Genomic DNA, 18,485 nt, shown 5'->3' with positions numbered 1-18,485 from the left:
GCTTTTATCATAATATACAGGCAGCGAAGCTATGAGGTTGCTTAATCTGGACGAATGATAGATACAGCTCTACAGTTTACTAATAGACAAACCTTTATTAGTTGATGGTCACTATGAAATCACTACTGAGATTATCAATTGCCTTGCTGTTACTACCGTTCTCTGTAAGTGCTGTTGAATTGAATGAACTTCGTTTTCTTACGGAAGAATACCCTCCTTACAATTACACTCAAGATGGACAAAAAAAGGGTATTTCGATTGATTTGCTCATTGCTGCTGCAAAATCGCAGGGCGTCGATCTGACATTGGATGATATTGAAGTTCAGCCATGGGCAAGAGCTTATCGCACAACGTTAATAAAACCTGATGCAGTTTTATTTGCAACTACCCGTACACGGCTCCGTGAACATTTATTTAAATGGGTAGGACCACTAAGCACTACACGGATTGTTGCGATGGCCAAGAAATCGCGCGGTATTAAAATTCAAGCTGCATTAGATTTCGTCCAATACAGAATTGGCGTAATACGTGATGATGTAGGGGAACAGTTGATGTTAGAGCTCGGGGTTCCTCGAGATGGGATGTATGAAGGTTCTCTACCAGAAAACATTGCCGATCAACTCGCCAAAGACCGTATTGACATATGGGCATATGAAGAAAATGTAGCTAAATGGTGGTTAAGGAAAAAAGGTTATAATACTGATGATTATGAGCCTGTATTTGTGTTAAGTGATGGTGAATTATACTACGCGTTCAACAAAGGAGTAGATGATAAACTAGTTGAAAAACTGCAGCTTGGTATAGATGCAGTCAAAGATAAGAAAAATGAGTCAGAACAGTCTCAATATCAGGAGATCGTCGCTAAGTACAAATAGCTGCATCAGATAATTTTTTCTATAAGGAAGGGTATATGCGTCAGTTAGCAATCGTACTATTCATGCTCTGCCAATCTGTAGCTGCACAAGAAAAGATGACACTCACATTACCTTCTCTGCAAGACGGCGGCCACAAGTTCTATCATGACTTTTATATACTGTCTTAACTGACGACGGTTACAATGTCACAATTAATACGCCCATGGAACATATACCACAAAAGCGCGCAGTGAAGATGGTTGAAGCCGGACAGCTTTCTTTGACTTAGTCAATCGGTACGGAGCTGCGCAATCAAAAATACATACTAGTCAGAGTCCCCTTAACGAATGGAATGATAGGTAAACGAATTCTACTCATCCCGCCTGAACGTCAAAACAAGTTCGACACGATTAACAACCTAGAAGACCTACAGCAATCTATAATGGTGGCAGGGCTTGGTATGAACTGGTACGACATAGATGTGTGGAAAATGAATCAATTGCCTGTTCATGTCGAAGATGGAGAGTGGAGAACACTATACTCGAAAATAAGTTCTGATGGTGAGGTCAATTATTTTCCTAGGGGAATGACTGAAATTGTTAATGAAGCAGAGCAAAATGATCATCTTGCTATCGAACAACGCTTGATGCTTGTCTATGATAATGACTTCAATTTTTACCTTTCTGAATCCGCCGATGGCTATCAAATGGCTATAGAAAAGACGTTGCAGCGGGCCAAAGCAAGCGGTTTTATGGGAACGCTTATTGAAAACATTGGCAACACACCTTAGAACGAGTAACCCCAGACCAAAGGGTTGTTATAAATCTCAGTTTACCCAAAGCTAGCTCTCACAAATAGCTTTGAATTGTCTTAAAAAACTGACTTATACACCAAGTTAGCGTATAAACTCAAAAGTGCATCATACTGTTTCCGACCAGTTGGAGAGTGTATAACAGATTATGGAAAGTGTTTTTATCGTTGTTGGTTTACTGGTGCTATTCTTTTTTTTCGTTCAAAAGCGTTATGCGAAACAAGATGAGCTAAAAGACAGTCACTATAAGAAGAAAGGCGCTTTGTTAAATATGAAAGAAACGGCGTTTTACAATGCTTTATTAAGCGCTGTGGGTCAACATGGTATTATTATGTCTAAGGTCAACATGACCAGTGTGATAGTCCCATTAGAAACCAATAAAAAGAAGTGGTTCATTGCCAACAATCGTATCTCCAAAAGTTATTTCGATTATGTTGTATGCGACCCAAGAACCTTACAGGTTCGTGTAGTGATAGAGTTAGATGATGGCCGAGAGCTTGATAAGGGAAAAGTCGAACGTCAAAAGCTTCTTATGCATGTGTGTAAATCTTCTGGTATTCCTCTCATTGGTACTTCAGTCAAACATAGCTATCAGGTGAGTCGTTTGAGACGTTTACTCGCGACACACATTGATTTGATTGAATCTGAGAAAGAAGTGCGCTTCTGTAAGCGTTGTGGTAGTCCCATGGTCATCAAGACAGCAACACAAGGTGATTTTAAGGGCCGCCGCTTTTTCACATGCAGTAGACAGCCTCAATGTACGTATACAGAAAATTACAATGTTATTTTTGACGAAGAAGATGATATCGCTTAGCTCAACGCACCCATGATGGTCTCCTTATGCTCGTGACATACCATTACCTGATTACGCCCATTTTTCTTAGCCTTATATAATTCTTTGTCGGCGTTTCTCAGCACACTATCTAGGTCGTTGAAAAGATCGCATTGATAAATACCAATACTTGCTGTTTGAAATATCGGTTGCTCGGGTGTATTAAATGTATGGTTTTCTATGGCGATTCGAATCTCCTCTGCTTTACTTACGGCATTCTTAATCGTAGTGTTATGAAGTGCAATACAAAACTCCTCGCCACCTATTCGGTATACAAGGTGCTCATCACTTAAACCGGCAATCAGGGCGGCCGTTTGCACCAATACTTTATCTCCCACATCATGGCCATATTTATCATTGATTTGCTTAAAGTAATCGAGATCTAATACTAACAGTGATAACGGCAGCTTTTCGCTCTCCTGTCTATAGCGCTCAAAATTATGAATGAGAGCATGTCTGTTATATACACTTGTTAAGGCATCACGAGAAGCCAATTGACCTAGCGAGGTTTCGGAGGTTTTTCGTTTAACCTCTAGCACGTGGCTGGCCAACCAAACACTTAAGTAAGCAGTAACGAAATTAAGTGGAAGCTCCCAAATTATGTTGTCCTTACTAAGGATGCATTTGTCGATTATTAGACAGAATTGAGCAACAAAACCAACCATAGTCGCTATCATACCGTATCTCTTACCTAATATGAGATATGAGAGCACAGGGTAAAGGAAGCTCCAGACCAAGACACCATTATCTATTGAATAAGTATAAGTATTAAAGGAAATTAAGCTCATAAAAGAATAGATATAGCCATTAGATAGCAAGAGTGAGGTATTGCCTCTATAGCTATGAAAGGCGACATAGCATGAGAAACTGCAAAAAAATGCCTGTGCAGATGCGACTTGAGGGTAATCATCAAAAAAACCATTGACTATTACACCTATCAGACAGAGGGAGCCCAGTAAAGCACTGAGCCCGAACAAGACTGCGCGACGCAAGTGCCTCGAGGGGTTGAAGATATCTAGCTCCATTAGATCAGCCTTGTATGAATATGTGTTTATATGAATATCGAATAATAGTATGCTTTTCACATGTGGGATCAAGCACTATCTTGAACTAGGATCACACAATAGTAACTACTTAGGGTCTATTAGGAACTAACTGAAAACCTTATGAAAATAAGATATTGAAGTATATGGTTTTATTGAATATTTCAGAAAAACTAGTATTTCAGATGCTCGTTATAAAATTGTCTTATATTGGAATTTGGTTCACGTAAATAATTAATTCTGAAGCGTTATTTTTAATTTCGCCTATCGATGAAAATCAGTGGTAAAATTCCGGCAATGTTATGGAAAGTAAACACGGAGCCCTCAGTGGAAAAAGTGGCGATTTTTGTCGATGTTCAGAATATTTATTACACAACAAGAGATAAGTACCAGTCGAATTTTGATTATAATCAGTTTTGGTACATAGCGACGCAAGGTCGACATGTGATAGAGGCGAATGCTTATGCCATATCGTCCCAAGATCCAAAGCAAAGGCAATTTCACCATATTCTACGTGGAATAGGTTTCAACGTTAAACTTAAGCCTTATATTCAAAGGCGAGACGGCAGTTCTAAAGGAGATTGGGATGTCGGCATTGCACTAGATGTCTATGAAATAGCAAGCAACGTCGATAGAATAATATTACTATCCGGTGATGGTGACTTTGAAATTTTAGTGCAAAGAGTACAACAAAGATTTGGTACTAAGGTGGATGTGTTTGCAGTTCCAGGACTTTGTGCGCAATCTCTTATCGATGCATGTGATAGTTACATTGCAATCGACAATGACCTGTTACTCTAGGGAATCTAAAGGTTGATCGGGAGTGTTGTTTTCACAAGGTTCTGTTGCTTGTGTATCTAGTGAAGCTCGTTCCGCTTTTGACACATAGCGAGGCTTATTAGTTTTATGCAATTTTGCATTTTTCTTTTTATGCTTCGCTTTTAATATTTGATTAATTTTTTTCTTTCGATTCATAACTCCCCCCTTGGTCAACTGTATAGTAACAAAAATCGTAATGCTGTTCACTTTATTAAAAACCGAAAGTGGTATAACCAAAATCGTTTAGTGACGCACAAAGGCATTTGTCTGTCTTATCATCAAGATCCCTCTCTCTAATCGAATGCTGTTCAAAATGTAGAGTCGTGGTACATTATTTATACAGTATTTTATTGAGGTTTACGCTACTATTAGGTCATTTCATAATAAGAACTCTGGTTGAGTAGTAGATGAGCCCTTTACAATCTTTATTTATTGTTGAAGATGACGCAAAACTGCGCTTAATGCTTGCAGAATATTTCATCAAACATGATTTTGATGTGAAAATATTTGAGGATGGTACCAGTGCAATCGACGCGATTGTTGAACATCAACCCGCTATCTTATTACTTGATCTTATGTTGCCCGGCACCGACGGGTTGACCATTTGCCGGCAAATAAGATCAAAGTACATGGGTAAAGTACTGATATTGACCGCAAGTGATGATGATTTTGACCATGTTGCGGCATTAGAAATAGGTGCTGACGACTTTGTAAGTAAACCAGTTAAACCACGGGTATTGTTGGCCAGAGTAAGAATGTTGATGAGGCGCGGAGAAGCTGTAAATGTTTCTTCTGACAGCGGCTCAAATAGTGCAAATCTCCTGTGTTATGGACAACTCACCTTAAACAGACCCCGCAAAATTTGTCTGTTGAATAATCAGCAAGTCACTCTGTCAGACAGTGACTTTGACTTGCTTTGGATCTTGGCAAGCTTTCCCGACCAAGTCTTATCGAGAGACGTGCTAACCAAAGCGCTCAGAGGTATTGAATATGATGGTTTAGATCGTACTATTGATAATAAAGTTGTTACATTGAGAAAAAAACTAGGCGATAGTTCAGCTACGCCGAAGCGAATCATTACAGTTAGAGGGAAAGGCTACTTGTTTGTTCCCGATAGCTGGTAAGTAAAAAGTGAGTATGTATGCGAAGAATTTATATAGAAGCATTCGCTGGATTGTTATTGCTTTTTACAATGAGTCTAATGGCATATGAGTTTATCGTTTATCAGATTAATACTGATTATGACTATGTTTTGGAGGATCTGGAGGGGGCAGCATTTAGAGAAGTGCTGATGTCTATCTCTGAGAGCCAGGGAGAAAAGGAAGCATTGAATGTGCTGCGAGATTTTATCAATCAAACCGCTAAAACCCTGACTGTTTATCCAGTATCCAAAGCGCCTACTGAGGTCAAAAATTACTTTGGTGGCGATAGAACTCACTTATTTACGTTTTATGATGATGAACGTGAATTTTGGTTTATGCTTTCATCCCCAGAAATTATCTATCGCGTAAAACCAGATGTTGAGTCTAGTCTTCGTAAAGCTATCGCATTCGACGATGACTTGCTTTGGGGGTTTATTTTAGCCGGTTTTTTCATATTTACGTCCGTATTCATTTGGTTCCTTAGTCGAAGAGTAAGAGTGCTTGAAGAGGCAACGGTCAAGTTTGCACAAGGCAATTTCAATTCTCGAGCCCCCACGGGAAGCCGTTATCGGGTCGGTTCCTTGAATGACAGCTTTAATTATATGGCAGATAAGATTTCGGACCTTATTACCAGTAATCGGTCTTTGACGAACTCTATTGCTCATGATTTAAGAACGCCAATTTTTCGAATTCAATGGCAAGCTGAGATGCTACAGGATGAAAGCTTGACTCGAGTTCAGCATGAAAAAATTGCCAGTATCATAGAAGATACTGAAGAAATGGAGCAGATGGTGGATGAGTTACTGTACTTCGCTAAAGTGGAGAGGCCAGACACGATTCTTAATATTGAACCGATAGCGTTACGAGCATACATAGTGGGGCTTATTAATAAACTTCCTAATAATCATAGTAATATGCTTGTATTGGACGTTCCAGAAACTATGATAATTTATGCTGATAGTGCACTTGTTAAGCGGCTTATCAACAATCTTCTGTCAAATGCGTTGCGCTATGTGGATCAGGAGGTTCGCTTATCTGCTAATCAGGACGAGGATGCGGTATTCATTATCATGGAAGACGATGGACCAGGCATTCCAATAGAGCATTGGAGTGCTATTTTTGAACCCTTCCATAGTGCAGATCCTTCAAGAAACAAATCAAATACTGGCTTTGGTCTTGGTCTTGCGATTGTTAAATTGATTATCGACCGGCATGGCGGGAACATTCAAGTAGGTGCTAGCTCATTGGGGGGGGCTAAATTTACTATACGCATTCCTCGTTTGTCGCACTCGACTGACAATCTGTGACAATTGCCTGACAAATTCATCATATTTACTATTCTAATAGTTTTGTACAGTGTTCATTATGAGTTAACACGAGGACAAAATGATGAAAAAGCTCACTCTAATAATCGCAGCGATGACAATGGCAAATGCTGCCTATGCGAGCGATGCGTATATTCGTAATGGTAACATTTACAATAAAGAAAACAGCTGGGTTGCTGAGCTTGGTGCAGGGGGTATGACCGACCTATATAAAGGTCAAAAGCATAATGTAGCGCCACTTGCTAACTTCGGTTATCAAGGCGAAGATCTTAACGTTACACTTCAAAGTATTAACTACCGTTTTTTTGGGAAGACGGGAGATGTTGTTAACCTGAGTGGGTACTTGGGTACATCAGGTCTTATGTACGATAAAGATACTTCAGACTTTCTAAAAGGTATGGATAAACGCCATCTAAGCTTAGACCTTGGTATCAATGCTGACTTCCACTTATCTCAAGGCACTATTTCAACTTACTATCAGCATGATGTTGTAGACACGTACGATGGTTACCTAACTGGAGTAAAGTATTTTTTGCCTTTGACTATTGGTAAAGCCGACTTTGTTCCATTCGCAGGTGTTTCATATCAGAGCAAAGAATATGTTGATTACTATTTTGGCGTGCAAGACAAAGAAGCAACCCAAAAGCGTAAAGCATACACAGGTAAAGGTGATGTCTCGTATGACGTAGGTTATAAAGTTATTTTGCCAATCAGCGACAACTGGCAGTTGACTCAAACTACTACCTACACATGCCTAGGTGATGAAATTGCAGATTCGCCTATTGTTGATAGCGCTAATCAGTGGCTTGTTGGAGCGACGGTCTCTTATAGTTTCTAATTTTCATTTCTTAGCTTTAAGCCTGACCATCCGGTCGGGCTTCTTGCATGGCGTGAGTTTAGTGGAATTTTATGTTTCTGAATTACCTATATTTTATCCAGTCTTTGCCTAAAGTGGCACAGAGCGTTTATCCAGAAATTAAAGGCGTTAAAAAGTTACGTTACAATGCTCGTTTTTGTATCTGGTCAATGCTGAAGCCTTCGGTTTTGCGCACGATGCAGGTATTGTTTGACCAACCCAAGTTTCAACCCATAAAAGAGCATCATCCTAGAATTTTTGAGAAACCCCTAAAGCCATATGTCTGTTTAAACTGGCGTCCACGGCAAAGGGCGGTGAAGATCCATGAGCACTTTCAAGCTTTGTATCAGATGTATGGTTCCAATATCACTTACTTTTATACTGGCGATGGCTGGAGGCTAATCGATATCCTCGATTGTTCCTTGCTCTTATGCTCAGGACCTGAAAGAGAAGGTTCTCTGGCCTTAAAATTAGTTGATCCAATTGGCCGTGACCTATTTACTTTAGCGTTCAACATATCAACCACCCCAAAGCGAGAGATTTATATTGGTGCTTTACAAGGACCTAGTGAACAGGTTACCGATCGCGGAGAAGTGATAAAGTCGTTGACTCGAGGAATGCATGGCTTGAGACCAAAAGCCTTGATGTTAGAAGTTTTGCTTATCCTTGCCAAAGAATGGAATATTGACACTCTCTATGGTATTACCAACAAAGGTCATGTCTATCAGGCGCTCAGATATACAGGCTCAAAGCGATCTAGCATCAGCTATCAATACGGTGAGCTATGGAGCGAGTACGGAGGAAAGCAAGTATCAAAATATATTTATGATATCCCGCTAAACCCTATTCGTAAGGATCCCAGCATATTGAATAAGAATAAGCGCCGGCTTTACACCAAACGATACGCTTGGTTAGATAAGGTCAAAGAAGACGTGTGCTGCCAGTTATCCGGAATACAGAATATACATACTCATTATGAATGTTAGCTTTATAAATATTCTTTATTTTTATATTTTTCGAAAACTTTACACAGTTTTCACTTAATATTGAATCAGCATGTTACTGTCATTGAAGTTATGCTCAAAATGTTGTTCGAGGTATGAGCTTTATGCAGGTTGAAACTAGGTCTGGCCTTAAGGTCATTGCAATTGTAGAGGCGCTAAAAGGCTTCATTTCATTTGCCGTTGTCTTAGGAATATATGCTTTTCCGAGCAAAGATTTGCGTCAATTAGCCGAGCTTCTTGTCCAGCATTTTCACCTTAATCCTGTTCACCCAATCTCTGAAATGCTTATTGATCTCTCGAGGCGAGTTCCCCAATTAAATATGAGCTTGTTGATGATGATTGCTGTTCTATACACTGTGGTTCGATGGATTGAGGCTTATGGCTTATGGAATGAATTTCGTTGGACTGAGTGGTTAGCTTTGATCAGTTGTGCTATCTACATACCCTTTGAAATCTATGCCGCAATTAATCATCCAAGTAAGGTTAGCATCACACTGCTCATAATAAACTTGGGGATCATTGCTTATATAGCAAGGACACTTTATAGTAGGCCCGAATCTAATTTTGCTGCACAAAATTAATTTGTGCTCAATGTCATATTTATGTTGTAAAACCAATATAAAATGCAGTGAATAGTGTAATCAAGAGTATAAAGCTGTAAACCTGAATGCACGGTGACTAGCTTCACAGTCAAAAACAGTTAGAGTTTTATTAGCAGGATTTACGCCTGTATGTACCGTACAAGGCAGACAACGTCAGGAGAAGTCTCATGGGTAAATATTGTCCGAACTGTGGAATAGAGATGATTGATAAAAATCAGGTCTCTATATGTCCGAGAAATGATATTGGAGAGTGTTCTTATGATGGGTATCGAGATGCCGTAGCTCAAAACAGTGATGATTATTCGATTGTTGAGTTTGATAAGGCAACTGAAGAAGAATACTCCTCATCAGCTCAAGTCTGATGAAATAGAAATATAAAAGGATAAATAAAGCCCGTCTTTAAAAGCGGGCTTTGTACTTCTATCAATATTATAACCAGTTTGTAGGATTACAATGTTAAGGTATATCCAGCGCCGTAGAATTAAAAAAGTGATTAAGCTACTCTCACCTATGTTAGTAAAAGGTTATGGCAGCCGTGATTATTTTAGTCTTGGGCAAGTTAACACGAGTGTTAGTGTGTTATGCAAGCGTCAGCAGCAAATTGCCTTGGCGTTATTTGCCAATCCTGATGATCTCGATTTGGACAATAGCCCTTCGCTCAAGCTGCTTCGTAATGACATATCCAATGATTTTTTCGAGGCCAACGAGTACAATGCGAAAGATGTGCTTAACTTACTGGTTGGCGGTGGCTGGAAAGGTGGTCGAATGAATGATGACATATCACACCGATTTGGCATGCACAGCCGTTATTGATTGCGAATTAACGAACTATTAAGGTGCGGTCATCATAATAGTTCTGAGGTGACCACAAGTGCTTAGCTGTTAATTAAAATCTTGGGTCCGATAGGGCATCTTTGATGAGTCTCCTGATGAATTCCCTCCGCCATATCCTGAAATGGAAAGTGTAGTCAGTATTACCGCTAATACATTATCTCGCCTCATAATTTCTCCTTTAGTCATACATTATGTTGGGGCTAAGGGATGCTGCCAGATGCGGTTATTGAACATATTGGTTCTTCTTCCATCCCCAATGCAATATCTAAGGGTGATTTAGATATACTTGTCGGTATTAATGCTAGTGAACTAGAAAAAGCAGTGACACGACTTACTACGCTTGGCTCGCAGATGACTATCGTAGAAAAAAATCAGTTTTTATAGAGCGAGTGTTAGGGCATATATAACCCATTTTTCGAAAGAGTTCATTTATAAGTTGTAATAACAATTTAAATTGAAATATCATGCCTTCTTGGTTTTAAGTCTATGATTTAATTAACAAAAAGGTATTTTATGCAAAATGAGTTATCCCATATTTCAAGTTTGGTTGGATCGGATGCGGGAGTGAAATATAGCAAAAGTGAACAGCGACCCGAATGTGGTGAGTATTTTGATTTCCATCATATTGAATTTTGGGTCAGTAATGCTTTTCAGGCCAAGATGTTTTATGAAACGCATTTAGGATTTAAAACGATTGCCTATGCCGGATTAGAAACGGGTGAAAAAAACTTTACTGCTTACGTTTTGAGAGGGGACCAAGCCTGTATTGTGGTTAAATCACCACTGCATCCAAATGATGAAATTATAGCGCCTTTTGTTAAAGAACATGGCGATGCGGTTCGTGATGTTGCTTTTAATGTTGAAGACGTACAAAAAACGTTTGAGCATGCAAAAGCGAATGGCGCTGAAGTTATCTTGTCGCCTACATACAGTGAAGATGAGCATGGTCAGGTACTCATCGCTAGTGTGCTCGCTTATGGAGACACAGTTCACTCTTTTATACAGCGTGAACAATATCGCGGCTTGTTTCTTCCCGGCTTTCATCCGATAGAGCCAAATTTAGTCAATGGCTTTGCTGAAAGCTTGCCTCCTGTGCCTATGGGCCGAATCGATCATGTAGTGGCGAATCAACCTCAAGGAAAAATGAATGAGGTGGTTGATTTTTATATAAACTCGTTATGCTTTAGACGCTTTTGGTCGGTTGATGACAAGTTGTTGCAAACTGGCACATCAGGACTTAATTCAATCGTTGTCAGTGACTTTGATGAGCGAATCAAAATACCAGTCAATCAGCCGTCGACGCGATTTGATGGTCGATCACAAACACAAGAGTTTGTTGACTTTCATGGTTGTGGTGGTATTCAGCATATCGCGATTTGTGTGGAGAACTTAGAGCAAACCGTTCGTTCTCTAAAAGCGCGAGGGTGTTACGTTTTACCTGTTCCCAGTGCTTATTATGATGAACTCCAATCCGCTATATTCGAGAACGATTTAGATTTAGGCATCAGTCTCGAAACCATGAGAGAACTAGACATTGTCGTGGACTATGATGACAAAGGCTTTATCTTGCAGATATTTACTCGGCCAGTAGAAAGTAGACCAACCCTTTTTTTTGAGTTTATGCAGCGCAATAATCATGATGGCTTTGGCGCTGGTAACTTTAAATCCTTGTTTAGCGCAATTGAAGCACAGCAGAAGATCAGGGGAACTTTGTAGGTTCTATTGTAAGCTAAATGATCAAGCTCTGTAGAACTAATATACTGTTGAAACAATTCTTGAATGGTATCTCTAGCTTGAGATAGTTAAGGCTATCGATTGATTACAAGAATCCGTTACTGCAGAGTTTGTATGCTGGATAAATTGGAGGAATTCGAGAGCACAGTTTAAAAAAGCAGGTGCTTGAATTAGAAGTAAATAGTTTTTAGTGATTAGTTCTGTATTTCTATGCTTTTTTTTAATGCTTTTTTATAAATAAAACTCAAAACGCATATTTTTCGATGGAGTAAGTTTTCAGGATATTTCAAAATTAACTACAGGACGCATACTATTGGATTAGATGATAATGACTCAATTGTTATTTATTGGAGTTATTATTATGCCATTAATCACGCAAAGTCCTATGTCAGCATCAAGACTATCTTCCGCATCGAGTATTACTGAACACCAAAGTGATTCCGCATCTAGAGTAAAGAACATTCGCACAATATCTCACACACCAAATTCGTTTGTAACTAGAGATGGAGTTAAAGAGCAAAAAGTTAACTTAGGCTCAAGGTCGGATACACAGATCAACACGCATAAATTCAAGAATGTCCTAATCAAAAGCAAGGGAAACGGTAGTAAAAAAGCCGTTATATTTGCTCATGGAGGGTTCACCCCAAAGCGAGGTTTATTTCGTGAAGGTTCAGGGATAATAACGGTTCCCAAGTCAATGACCATTCTGTTTAACTCTAAAGAAGGTTCTCCTTCTGTTGGAATGAGAGGAATTGAAATGTTGGAGGAAGGGAAAGTATTACAACCTATCGACATGGTGAAAGGAGGGGAGGAAATGAAGAATTATAGCTTGTCATTCAACCGAAAGTTTGAAACATGTGAGCCGACAGATGATTATGACATTATATGTATCAGTAAAAATGGTAAGGCTCATATGTCAGATGTTTTGGAGGCTATGCAAAAGTTTGGACAAAATTATGAAACGATTCACTCGTTTGCATGTCGGATTGATAAGGCTACATGGCAAGGCGTTAGATCCATTACTAGGGTAGAAAACCCATAATTTGCTATGAAAACTTCTTTGAAAGTTGCGTACACTATTTAACTTTAATTAGCTGATCCTATTGGAAAATGAATGCTAAGGCTGCTCAGTTGAATTCCCAAAGCAGCCTTTTTTTACCCAAAAACCTTAGCGAGAGATCAGTGATAGACCCGCAGGGAGTGCATCACCAAAGGCTCGTTTTGATTCAGTATGCGAAAGTGTTTTAACTTCAGCGACTAACTCAACCCAAGCATTGGGTACTTTACTTTGTTTAAGTTTGGTCAGAACTTTTTGACGAAAATCATCAGAGATATCAAATAATCGATCGCCTGTTTTACGGCATATCATCACGGCAGCAAAGCCGATCATCGGCTCTTTTTGCCAGTTTTGTTCCAGTAACTTGGGTAGCCATTGCTCTGCTTGTTCGCGGGGGATCACGTTATGCTGGCTCCCATACAGAGGCGTTCGAGCGGCTAATCGACCCAGCGCCCACCAATGAGCCTGTTCAAACTGATTATGGTTGATGGCTTTACTTAAAAACCAACTGGATAGCAGCACCTTATCCTCTACATCCAAGTGCTCTAGGGAAGCAGCGAGTCGAACCATGGATTCGTAGCCCATATCGTGGGCAGCTTTCGCAGACTGTGGGTTTTTCATGGTCCCCGGATGTAGATACTTGGCAATATCGGCAAGTAAAGTTTCTTGCTGTTCTTGATTAAGGCCGCCAGCTATTCGGCGCCAAAACACCCACCAATCTGTCCAGCCCTGATGATTTTTAAATTGAATACTCTGTTGATACAAGCCCCAAACCTGCTCTAATCGCCAAGCATCTGTGGCGTCACCAAATCCTGGCCGCAGTGAAAAACCAGCTAAGCGCAGCCAATTCTTTTCATGGGCTTCAGAGCGGCGGCGACGTTTTCGTCCTTGGGCAAAAGCATCAAACAATTGACGCAACGTAGCAAAGTCCCAATCGTCACGTTTACCGAGTTTTTTCTCAAGATCTTTTGCTAGTGTCTTGATTTCTTTTGAATCAGCGCTTTTTTTGTTGCCGCTGTATAGACGGCTGATAAGCTCTTTAGACTCAACAAGGCGTGGTGGAAGTGTTACTTGATCAGAGTCGTCAGATTCTTGATTGCGGACTTCAAATTCTAATTCCCAACGCTTGTTGTCATCATCGATATTTACACACTCTATTTTTAATGTGCCAACTTCGCTCAATTGACAGGCTAATTGCACTTCAACTCGCTCTTTTTGGTTGGCTTTAAGCTCTGCGCCTTCACCTTCTAACGTCAAGATGTAAGGAAGAAGAGGAGTGAAGATATCAGGGTCCACATCCACCATTACGCCATTTTGTATAGCAAGGTTTTGAGTCAGGGTGTCATAGGTTGAAGTAAGAAGATTAAACCGCACTGGCTCGCCTAATGTGAGAGCAAAACGCCGGCCAGTTAAGCGTATCTCATGGCCTTCTTCCGTTCCTTTAGCGAGCAGGCACAGTGCTTTACCCATGTTGTTCTTTTCTTGCATATGCAAAAAATATGAGCGCGCCGAACCACCACCAATTTTTAGCTGAGCGCCCCGTCTGGCTTTGCCAAAGGCCACAGCTCCGAGCGCGACAGACCAGTTAGGGTGGGGGTTATCAAGTAGTGTTATAGGAGAGCCGCGCCAGCGATCAAGCAAACTTGTTATGCGTTTTGTAACCAGTTCACTGTTAAAAACACCGCCGTTAAGGAGCAGGCCGACGGGGATTGCGGGCTCTGGACTTTCTTGCTGATTAAGAGCAGTGGATGAGACTTGCTGATGCTGATGGAGAAATTCAGCTAGGTGTTTACTGACCGCTGGATCGGCTACATAAGGTAAGCCGAATTCGACCATAGCGCTGCGGCGTTTATTTGGCATATCTGAAAAATCAGATAAAGGGAAAAATCCGTCTAGTGCAATTTGATGTACTTCTTGTCTGCTAAGACTAATACTTTTGGTGCCTCCGAGCAGCTTTGAGCCACTACCAAGCATGGTGATTTTTACATCTTCAGGTGCTTCAAGCGACAATAATGCCTCTTTGGCTTGTCGAGTTTGTTGAATCAGCTTAGTAAGGCTTGCGGCATTGAGCTTTTTGCCTTGATTCAAACGGCTTTCCGCTAGATGAGCTAAGGCTAAATCGAGGTTGTCACCGCCAAGCATTAAGTGTTCACCCACACCGATTCTATCCAGAGAGAGTTTGTCTTGCTCATGCTTTGCTGCGATTAAGCTCAAGTCTGTGGTGCCTCCACCGACATCGCAGACCAAAATGAGTGGCAGCTGTTTGAGTTTATCTTCGGCAGTTTGTTGGTGACGAGCATACCAGTCATAGCAAACCGCTTGTGGCTCCTCTAGCAGTACGATCTTTTTTAAGCCAGCTAGAGAAGCCGCGTCTAGGGTAAGTTTACGAGCTGTTTCATCAAATGATGCAGGCACAGTTACTACAACATCTTGATCTTCGAGCTTGTTGCTAGGATGACGATAGTTCCACGCTTGCCTGATGTGATTGAGGTAGCTAGCGCTAGCAATAACAGGGGACACTTTAGTGACATCATTGGCACTAGCCCAAGGAAGAATGTCGGAGTTACGGTCAACACTTTGGTGAGATAACCAGCTTTTCGCACTCGATACTTGACGTCCCTCAACTTTGGCGCCTAGCTCTCTTGCCCACTCTCCAATGATGACATTATCTATATCACCAGAAATCGGCTCTGAGTCCCATGGCAGGGTAAGATCTAGGGGTGACATTTGCTCTTTGGCTGCATGATATCGAAAAGAGGGCAATAAAGGCCTGCGAACAACTTCGCCTGGACCTATCAGTTGGTCAATCTCAAAAAGAGAGACGCTTGATTGCTCTAGATTGCCTGTGATTTCACAAAAAGCGACAACGGTATTTGTTGTGCCCAAGTCTATTCCGACGAGAAAGCGAGGAGATGTCATAAAAAACCTTGAAGATGAGAAAAGTAACGGCACCGTTTAAGGTGCCGTTAAATATTATGAGAGTTCGTTATGAGATGAGTCTTTATTTGCGTCGTCGCGAACGTCAAACTCAACGTGCCATTTTTGACCATTGTCTGCGGCAATTGCTTCGAGATACAAGGTACCAAGCTCTGTCACCCGAGAAGCTAAAGTTACGGGGACAACTTCACCTTCACGACGGTCATCGGTAATAGGTAAGGTAACCTGAATTTCTGGCAGCTCTTCCAACTCATCAGGTCCCCAATGCTCAAGGTGTGCACCTGCTAGATCGTCACGGCGAACATTTGAGCCAAAGAACTGAAAATTCACTGGTTGACCGATAATCAACCCAAATTCTTGGTTTGGTATGTCGGCTGACGAGCCTTCTTCCATACCAAATGGTGCAACACACAAAGCTTCTAGTGGCGGAGCCATCCCAGGAATAGCAGGCATTGCGCTCTCAATGCCCACATAGTAGCTAGATGCAATACCGCCGCGAATACGAACACCTTGACCACGACGTACTGCGCCATAATAGGATGCGCCACTAGCAACGGCGAGATCCAAGTCAACGCCAGTCAGGCGCTGAGCGGTTTCCGAGTTTACATCAATCAACCACCCATTAATCGTTTCTTCTAATCGAGTAGCGAGCAGCTGTGACTTTAACACGCCGCCATTAAATAGAATCGCGGTAGGCTTAATAAAATCAGTAGTAGCCATATCAGATCCGCCCATCCCCGGCATTGAAGTGAACGGGTTGTAATCGGCCTGCTGGCTTTTATTCCCCAGCGAGTTAGCTTGTTTGGATAAGAAAGCAGCGATATGGCGTGTAATACCTGCATCTTGAGCGTAAGGCAAACCCATTTGGGTTAAAGCGCCGCGACTGCGTTGCACTGGATGCTCTGTGATTGTGACTTTTGGAAAGAAACCATCCACTAGGGTTTGTTGGACTTCATCTTGGGTCAGCTCAGTTTTTAGGGTAGCACCGAGCAGTTTTGAGCCGCGACTTGGTACCACGATTGGCACAGATTCAAGAGAAGCATCATTGAGCAAGGCTTCTTTTGCATCGCGACATGCGTGAGTCATCGCTTGAACTTGCCATGGCTGAAGCTCTTTCCCGTCTTGAGCTAGTTTCATTTTTAGTCGATAGGCGAGCGCTAAATCCATGTTGTCGCCGCCAAGTAAAATATGCTCGCCAACTGCGATTCGATTTAGTGTCAGGTTGCCTTCTTCTTCCGTGACTTCAACCAATGAAAGGTCAGTGGTGCCGCCGCCGATATCTACCACCAAAACAATGTCGCCAACGGATACTTGATTGCGCCACTGGTCGTTACTGTTATCTATCCAGTTGTACAAAGCCGCTTGCGGCTCTTCTAGCAAAGTTAAATGCGCCAGACCTATATTTCTAGCCGCTTCTGCGGTTAAATCGCGCGCTGCTGGATCAAAAGAGGCAGGAACCGTGATGGTCACATCTTGTTCTGCTAGTGGATGGTTTGGATGCGAATGATTCCATGCTTCTTTTAGGTGTTCTAAATAGAGCTCAGTGGCGCGAAGAGGCGAGACTTTTTCAACTTCCTTTGGGCTACCTGCAGGTAGAAAGGCATCACGGCGATTAACGCCGCCATGGCAAAGCCACGACTTAGCGCTAGCCACCAGACGAATAGGCGTTTTAGCTCCCAAATTACGCGCTATCGCACCCACGAGAGCTTTGGGCTCTGACGACCAAGGCAATACGCGCGAAGCTGGGTTCATTTCATGCTCATGAGGTTGGTAGAGAAATGAGCCGAGCTGACTTTTATTTTCGACCGTTCCCGGTGCGGTTAACTGAGCGATTGGCATGACCTCAACGCCAGCATTTTCATCAGAGGTATCAAGGTAAGACAGAACGCAGTGCGTTGTACCCAAGTCAATGCCAACACTGTATTTGAGTGTCTGTGTAGAGTTCGTGTTGTGATTGTCCATTACAGCTCTACCTCAGCAGGGGCAATAATTGAGGCGTCATAGTTTTCGGCCAATTTGGGTAGGTTCACAGAGCTGGCTTTCCAGCCTTTATGGATTAAGGTGCCATTAAATGGTGCATTGCCAGTGACATTACCCGTGAGGCGAACTTGCTGTGAGTTAAAGCCTTCTTCGATAGTAATGCGCGTTTCTTCGTCTTCGCTGCGTATAGGCTCGAGTGTAACGTAATCACTCAGTACTTTTTGTCCACCAGTATGAATGACTCTAGCTGCGGCGCCAACGTCTTCATCAGAGAATGAAGTGAGATCTTCTTTTAGGAAATCAATTAGGCGAGCTTCTTGCTGCATAATAGACAGTAGCTGCATTGCAGAGTCGGTAGACGCAGTGGCTAACTTGGATTCTACTTCGACCACTTTCTCCACGACTTTTTCTACTTCAACTACTTTTTCGACTTCGACGATCCTCTCAACCGGCTTTTCGACTTCGACAATTTTTTCAATCGGCTTTTCTACTACTTTTTCGACGACTTTAGATTTGCGCGATACTGCAATAAGAAGCAAAAGAATGCTTGAAACGGTGAGGCCTGCATGCAGCATATCAAACGTTTGAGGGATCATTTGTAAATCGAACGTCATGAGATTTCTCTTAATTTATGGGATAAATAGTGGCCACAGCT

General features: G+C 41.6%; 19 protein-coding genes and 1 pseudogene. 15 read left to right on the top strand and 5 right to left on the bottom strand.

Annotation, left to right across the window (positions count from 1 at the left end; translation table 11 throughout):
- Positions 1-113: 113 nt before the first annotated feature.
- The 4 genes from FIV01_RS07865 (at position 114) to FIV01_RS07855 (ending at position 2,479) form a co-directional block, all read left to right on the top strand.
- A complete protein-coding gene (locus FIV01_RS07865) occupies positions 114-875 on the top strand; it encodes a substrate-binding periplasmic protein (RefSeq protein WP_152430503.1) in 762 nt (253 codons plus the stop codon).
- Positions 876-910: 35 nt separating this feature from the next.
- On the top strand, positions 911-1,042 hold the full coding sequence (locus tag FIV01_RS20865; protein WP_281361257.1) for a hypothetical protein: 132 nt from the start codon (positions 911-913) through the stop codon (positions 1,040-1,042).
- A 164-nt stretch (positions 1,043-1,206) separates the two neighbouring features.
- Positions 1,207-1,644, top strand: coding sequence for a hypothetical protein (locus tag FIV01_RS20730; RefSeq protein WP_246210376.1), 438 nt, complete (start codon positions 1,207-1,209; stop codon positions 1,642-1,644).
- Positions 1,645-1,813: 169 nt separating this feature from the next.
- Positions 1,814-2,479 (top strand): DUF2726 domain-containing protein, encoded by a 666-nt coding sequence (locus FIV01_RS07855; RefSeq protein ID WP_152430502.1) that lies wholly within the window; start codon positions 1,814-1,816, stop codon positions 2,477-2,479.
- Here the strand turns inward: FIV01_RS07855 and FIV01_RS07850 are convergent.
- Positions 2,476-3,522 (bottom strand): GGDEF domain-containing protein, encoded by a 1,047-nt coding sequence (locus FIV01_RS07850; protein WP_152430501.1) that lies wholly within the window; start codon positions 3,520-3,522, stop codon positions 2,476-2,478. The two genes, FIV01_RS07855 and FIV01_RS07850, sit on opposite strands and share 4 nt — an antisense overlap.
- Before the next feature lie 345 nt (positions 3,523-3,867).
- Here FIV01_RS07850 and FIV01_RS07845 point away from each other — a divergent pair, with 345 nt between their 5' ends.
- Positions 3,868-4,341: a LabA-like NYN domain-containing protein gene (locus FIV01_RS07845; RefSeq protein ID WP_152430500.1), complete on the top strand. Its 474-nt coding sequence runs from the start codon at positions 3,868-3,870 to the stop codon at positions 4,339-4,341.
- Here the strand turns inward: FIV01_RS07845 and FIV01_RS07840 are convergent.
- Positions 4,333-4,515 (bottom strand): DUF2986 domain-containing protein, encoded by a 183-nt coding sequence (locus FIV01_RS07840; protein WP_152430499.1) that lies wholly within the window; start codon positions 4,513-4,515, stop codon positions 4,333-4,335. The genes FIV01_RS07845 and FIV01_RS07840 overlap by 9 nt on opposite strands.
- 251 nt (positions 4,516-4,766) lie before the next feature.
- On the opposite strand from FIV01_RS07840, the gene FIV01_RS07835 reads away from it, so the two are divergent.
- The 10 genes and pseudogenes from FIV01_RS07835 (at position 4,767) to FIV01_RS07790 (ending at position 12,898) form a co-directional block, all read left to right on the top strand.
- Complete coding sequence (locus FIV01_RS07835) at positions 4,767-5,483, top strand: response regulator (RefSeq protein ID WP_152430498.1); 717 nt, start codon at positions 4,767-4,769, stop codon at positions 5,481-5,483.
- Between the two features lie 17 nt (positions 5,484-5,500).
- Complete coding sequence (locus tag FIV01_RS07830) at positions 5,501-6,808, top strand: ATP-binding protein (RefSeq protein WP_152430497.1); 1,308 nt, start codon at positions 5,501-5,503, stop codon at positions 6,806-6,808.
- Between the two features lie 82 nt (positions 6,809-6,890).
- Entirely contained in the window at positions 6,891-7,664 is a 774-nt protein-coding gene (gene ompV, locus FIV01_RS07825; RefSeq protein WP_152431689.1) for an outer membrane protein OmpV, read from the top strand.
- A 71-nt stretch (positions 7,665-7,735) separates the two neighbouring features.
- The gene (locus FIV01_RS07820; RefSeq protein ID WP_152430496.1) at positions 7,736-8,668 is read left to right on the top strand and encodes a VirK/YbjX family protein; all 933 of its coding nucleotides are present in this window, start codon (positions 7,736-7,738) and stop codon (positions 8,666-8,668) included.
- A 122-nt stretch (positions 8,669-8,790) separates the two neighbouring features.
- Positions 8,791-9,267, top strand: coding sequence for a DUF2127 domain-containing protein (locus tag FIV01_RS07815; RefSeq protein WP_152430495.1), 477 nt, complete (start codon positions 8,791-8,793; stop codon positions 9,265-9,267).
- Positions 9,268-9,455: 188 nt separating this feature from the next.
- On the top strand, positions 9,456-9,650 hold the full coding sequence (locus FIV01_RS07810; protein WP_152430494.1) for a hypothetical protein: 195 nt from the start codon (positions 9,456-9,458) through the stop codon (positions 9,648-9,650).
- A 91-nt stretch (positions 9,651-9,741) separates the two neighbouring features.
- Positions 9,742-10,101, top strand: a complete 360-nt coding sequence (locus FIV01_RS07805; protein ID WP_152430493.1) for a DUF6559 family protein — start codon at positions 9,742-9,744, stop codon at positions 10,099-10,101.
- 228 nt (positions 10,102-10,329) lie between these two features.
- Positions 10,330-10,467 (top strand): annotated as a pseudogene (locus FIV01_RS07800) (GrpB family protein); the annotation flags it as partial.
- A 168-nt stretch (positions 10,468-10,635) separates the two neighbouring features.
- The gene (gene hppD, locus FIV01_RS07795; RefSeq protein WP_152430491.1) at positions 10,636-11,838 is read left to right on the top strand and encodes a 4-hydroxyphenylpyruvate dioxygenase; all 1,203 of its coding nucleotides are present in this window, start codon (positions 10,636-10,638) and stop codon (positions 11,836-11,838) included.
- Positions 11,839-12,217: 379 nt separating this feature from the next.
- Complete coding sequence (locus FIV01_RS07790) at positions 12,218-12,898, top strand: putative adhesin (protein ID WP_152430490.1); 681 nt, start codon at positions 12,218-12,220, stop codon at positions 12,896-12,898.
- 126 nt (positions 12,899-13,024) lie between these two features.
- Here the strand turns inward: FIV01_RS07790 and FIV01_RS07785 are convergent, their stop codons facing one another.
- The 3 genes from FIV01_RS07785 to FIV01_RS07775 are packed head-to-tail and all read right to left on the bottom strand — an operon-like array spanning position 13,025 to position 18,444.
- On the bottom strand, positions 13,025-15,832 hold the full coding sequence (locus FIV01_RS07785) for an Hsp70 family protein (RefSeq protein ID WP_152430489.1): 2,808 nt from the start codon (positions 15,830-15,832) through the stop codon (positions 13,025-13,027).
- A gap of 54 nt (positions 15,833-15,886) precedes the next feature.
- Positions 15,887-17,812 (bottom strand): Hsp70 family protein, encoded by a 1,926-nt coding sequence (locus tag FIV01_RS07780; RefSeq protein ID WP_152430488.1) that lies wholly within the window; start codon positions 17,810-17,812, stop codon positions 15,887-15,889.
- Positions 17,812-18,444 (bottom strand): DUF2760 domain-containing protein, encoded by a 633-nt coding sequence (locus FIV01_RS07775; protein WP_152430487.1) that lies wholly within the window; start codon positions 18,442-18,444, stop codon positions 17,812-17,814. Before FIV01_RS07775 ends, FIV01_RS07780 begins: the two co-directional genes overlap by 1 nt.
- Positions 18,445-18,485: the final 41 nt, after the last annotated feature.

It is taken from the genome of Vibrio aquimaris (genome assembly GCF_009363415.1).
Taxonomy (GTDB): Bacteria; Pseudomonadota; Gammaproteobacteria; order Enterobacterales; family Vibrionaceae; genus Vibrio; species Vibrio aquimaris.
The sequence above is the reverse complement of the archived record's forward strand: the minus strand, read 5'-3'. Positions and strand labels throughout refer to the sequence as shown.

Coding starts and splice junctions, on each gene's coding strand:
- FIV01_RS07850 (WP_152430501.1), bottom strand. CDS start 3,522: ATGGAGCTAGATATCTTCAACCCCTCGAGGCACTTGCGTCGCGCAGTC.
- FIV01_RS07790 (WP_152430490.1), top strand. CDS start 12,218: ATGCCATTAATCACGCAAAGTCCTATGTCAGCATCAAGACTATCTTCC.
- FIV01_RS07815 (WP_152430495.1), top strand. CDS start 8,791: ATGCAGGTTGAAACTAGGTCTGGCCTTAAGGTCATTGCAATTGTAGAG.
- FIV01_RS07855 (WP_152430502.1), top strand. CDS start 1,814: ATGGAAAGTGTTTTTATCGTTGTTGGTTTACTGGTGCTATTCTTTTTT.
- FIV01_RS07830 (WP_152430497.1), top strand. CDS start 5,501: ATGCGAAGAATTTATATAGAAGCATTCGCTGGATTGTTATTGCTTTTT.
- FIV01_RS07780 (WP_152430488.1), bottom strand. CDS start 17,812: ATGGACAATCACAACACGAACTCTACACAGACACTCAAATACAGTGTT.
- FIV01_RS07810 (WP_152430494.1), top strand. CDS start 9,456: ATGGGTAAATATTGTCCGAACTGTGGAATAGAGATGATTGATAAAAAT.
- FIV01_RS07775 (WP_152430487.1), bottom strand. CDS start 18,444: ATGACGTTCGATTTACAAATGATCCCTCAAACGTTTGATATGCTGCAT.
- FIV01_RS20730 (WP_246210376.1), top strand. CDS start 1,207: ATGATAGGTAAACGAATTCTACTCATCCCGCCTGAACGTCAAAACAAG.
- hppD (WP_152430491.1), top strand. CDS start 10,636: ATGCAAAATGAGTTATCCCATATTTCAAGTTTGGTTGGATCGGATGCG.
- FIV01_RS07805 (WP_152430493.1), top strand. CDS start 9,742: ATGTTAAGGTATATCCAGCGCCGTAGAATTAAAAAAGTGATTAAGCTA.
- FIV01_RS07865 (WP_152430503.1), top strand. CDS start 114: ATGAAATCACTACTGAGATTATCAATTGCCTTGCTGTTACTACCGTTC.
- FIV01_RS20865 (WP_281361257.1), top strand. CDS start 911: ATGCGTCAGTTAGCAATCGTACTATTCATGCTCTGCCAATCTGTAGCT.
- FIV01_RS07820 (WP_152430496.1), top strand. CDS start 7,736: ATGTTTCTGAATTACCTATATTTTATCCAGTCTTTGCCTAAAGTGGCA.
- FIV01_RS07835 (WP_152430498.1), top strand. CDS start 4,767: ATGAGCCCTTTACAATCTTTATTTATTGTTGAAGATGACGCAAAACTG.
- ompV (WP_152431689.1), top strand. CDS start 6,891: ATGAAAAAGCTCACTCTAATAATCGCAGCGATGACAATGGCAAATGCT.
- FIV01_RS07840 (WP_152430499.1), bottom strand. CDS start 4,515: ATGAATCGAAAGAAAAAAATTAATCAAATATTAAAAGCGAAGCATAAA.
- FIV01_RS07785 (WP_152430489.1), bottom strand. CDS start 15,832: ATGACATCTCCTCGCTTTCTCGTCGGAATAGACTTGGGCACAACAAAT.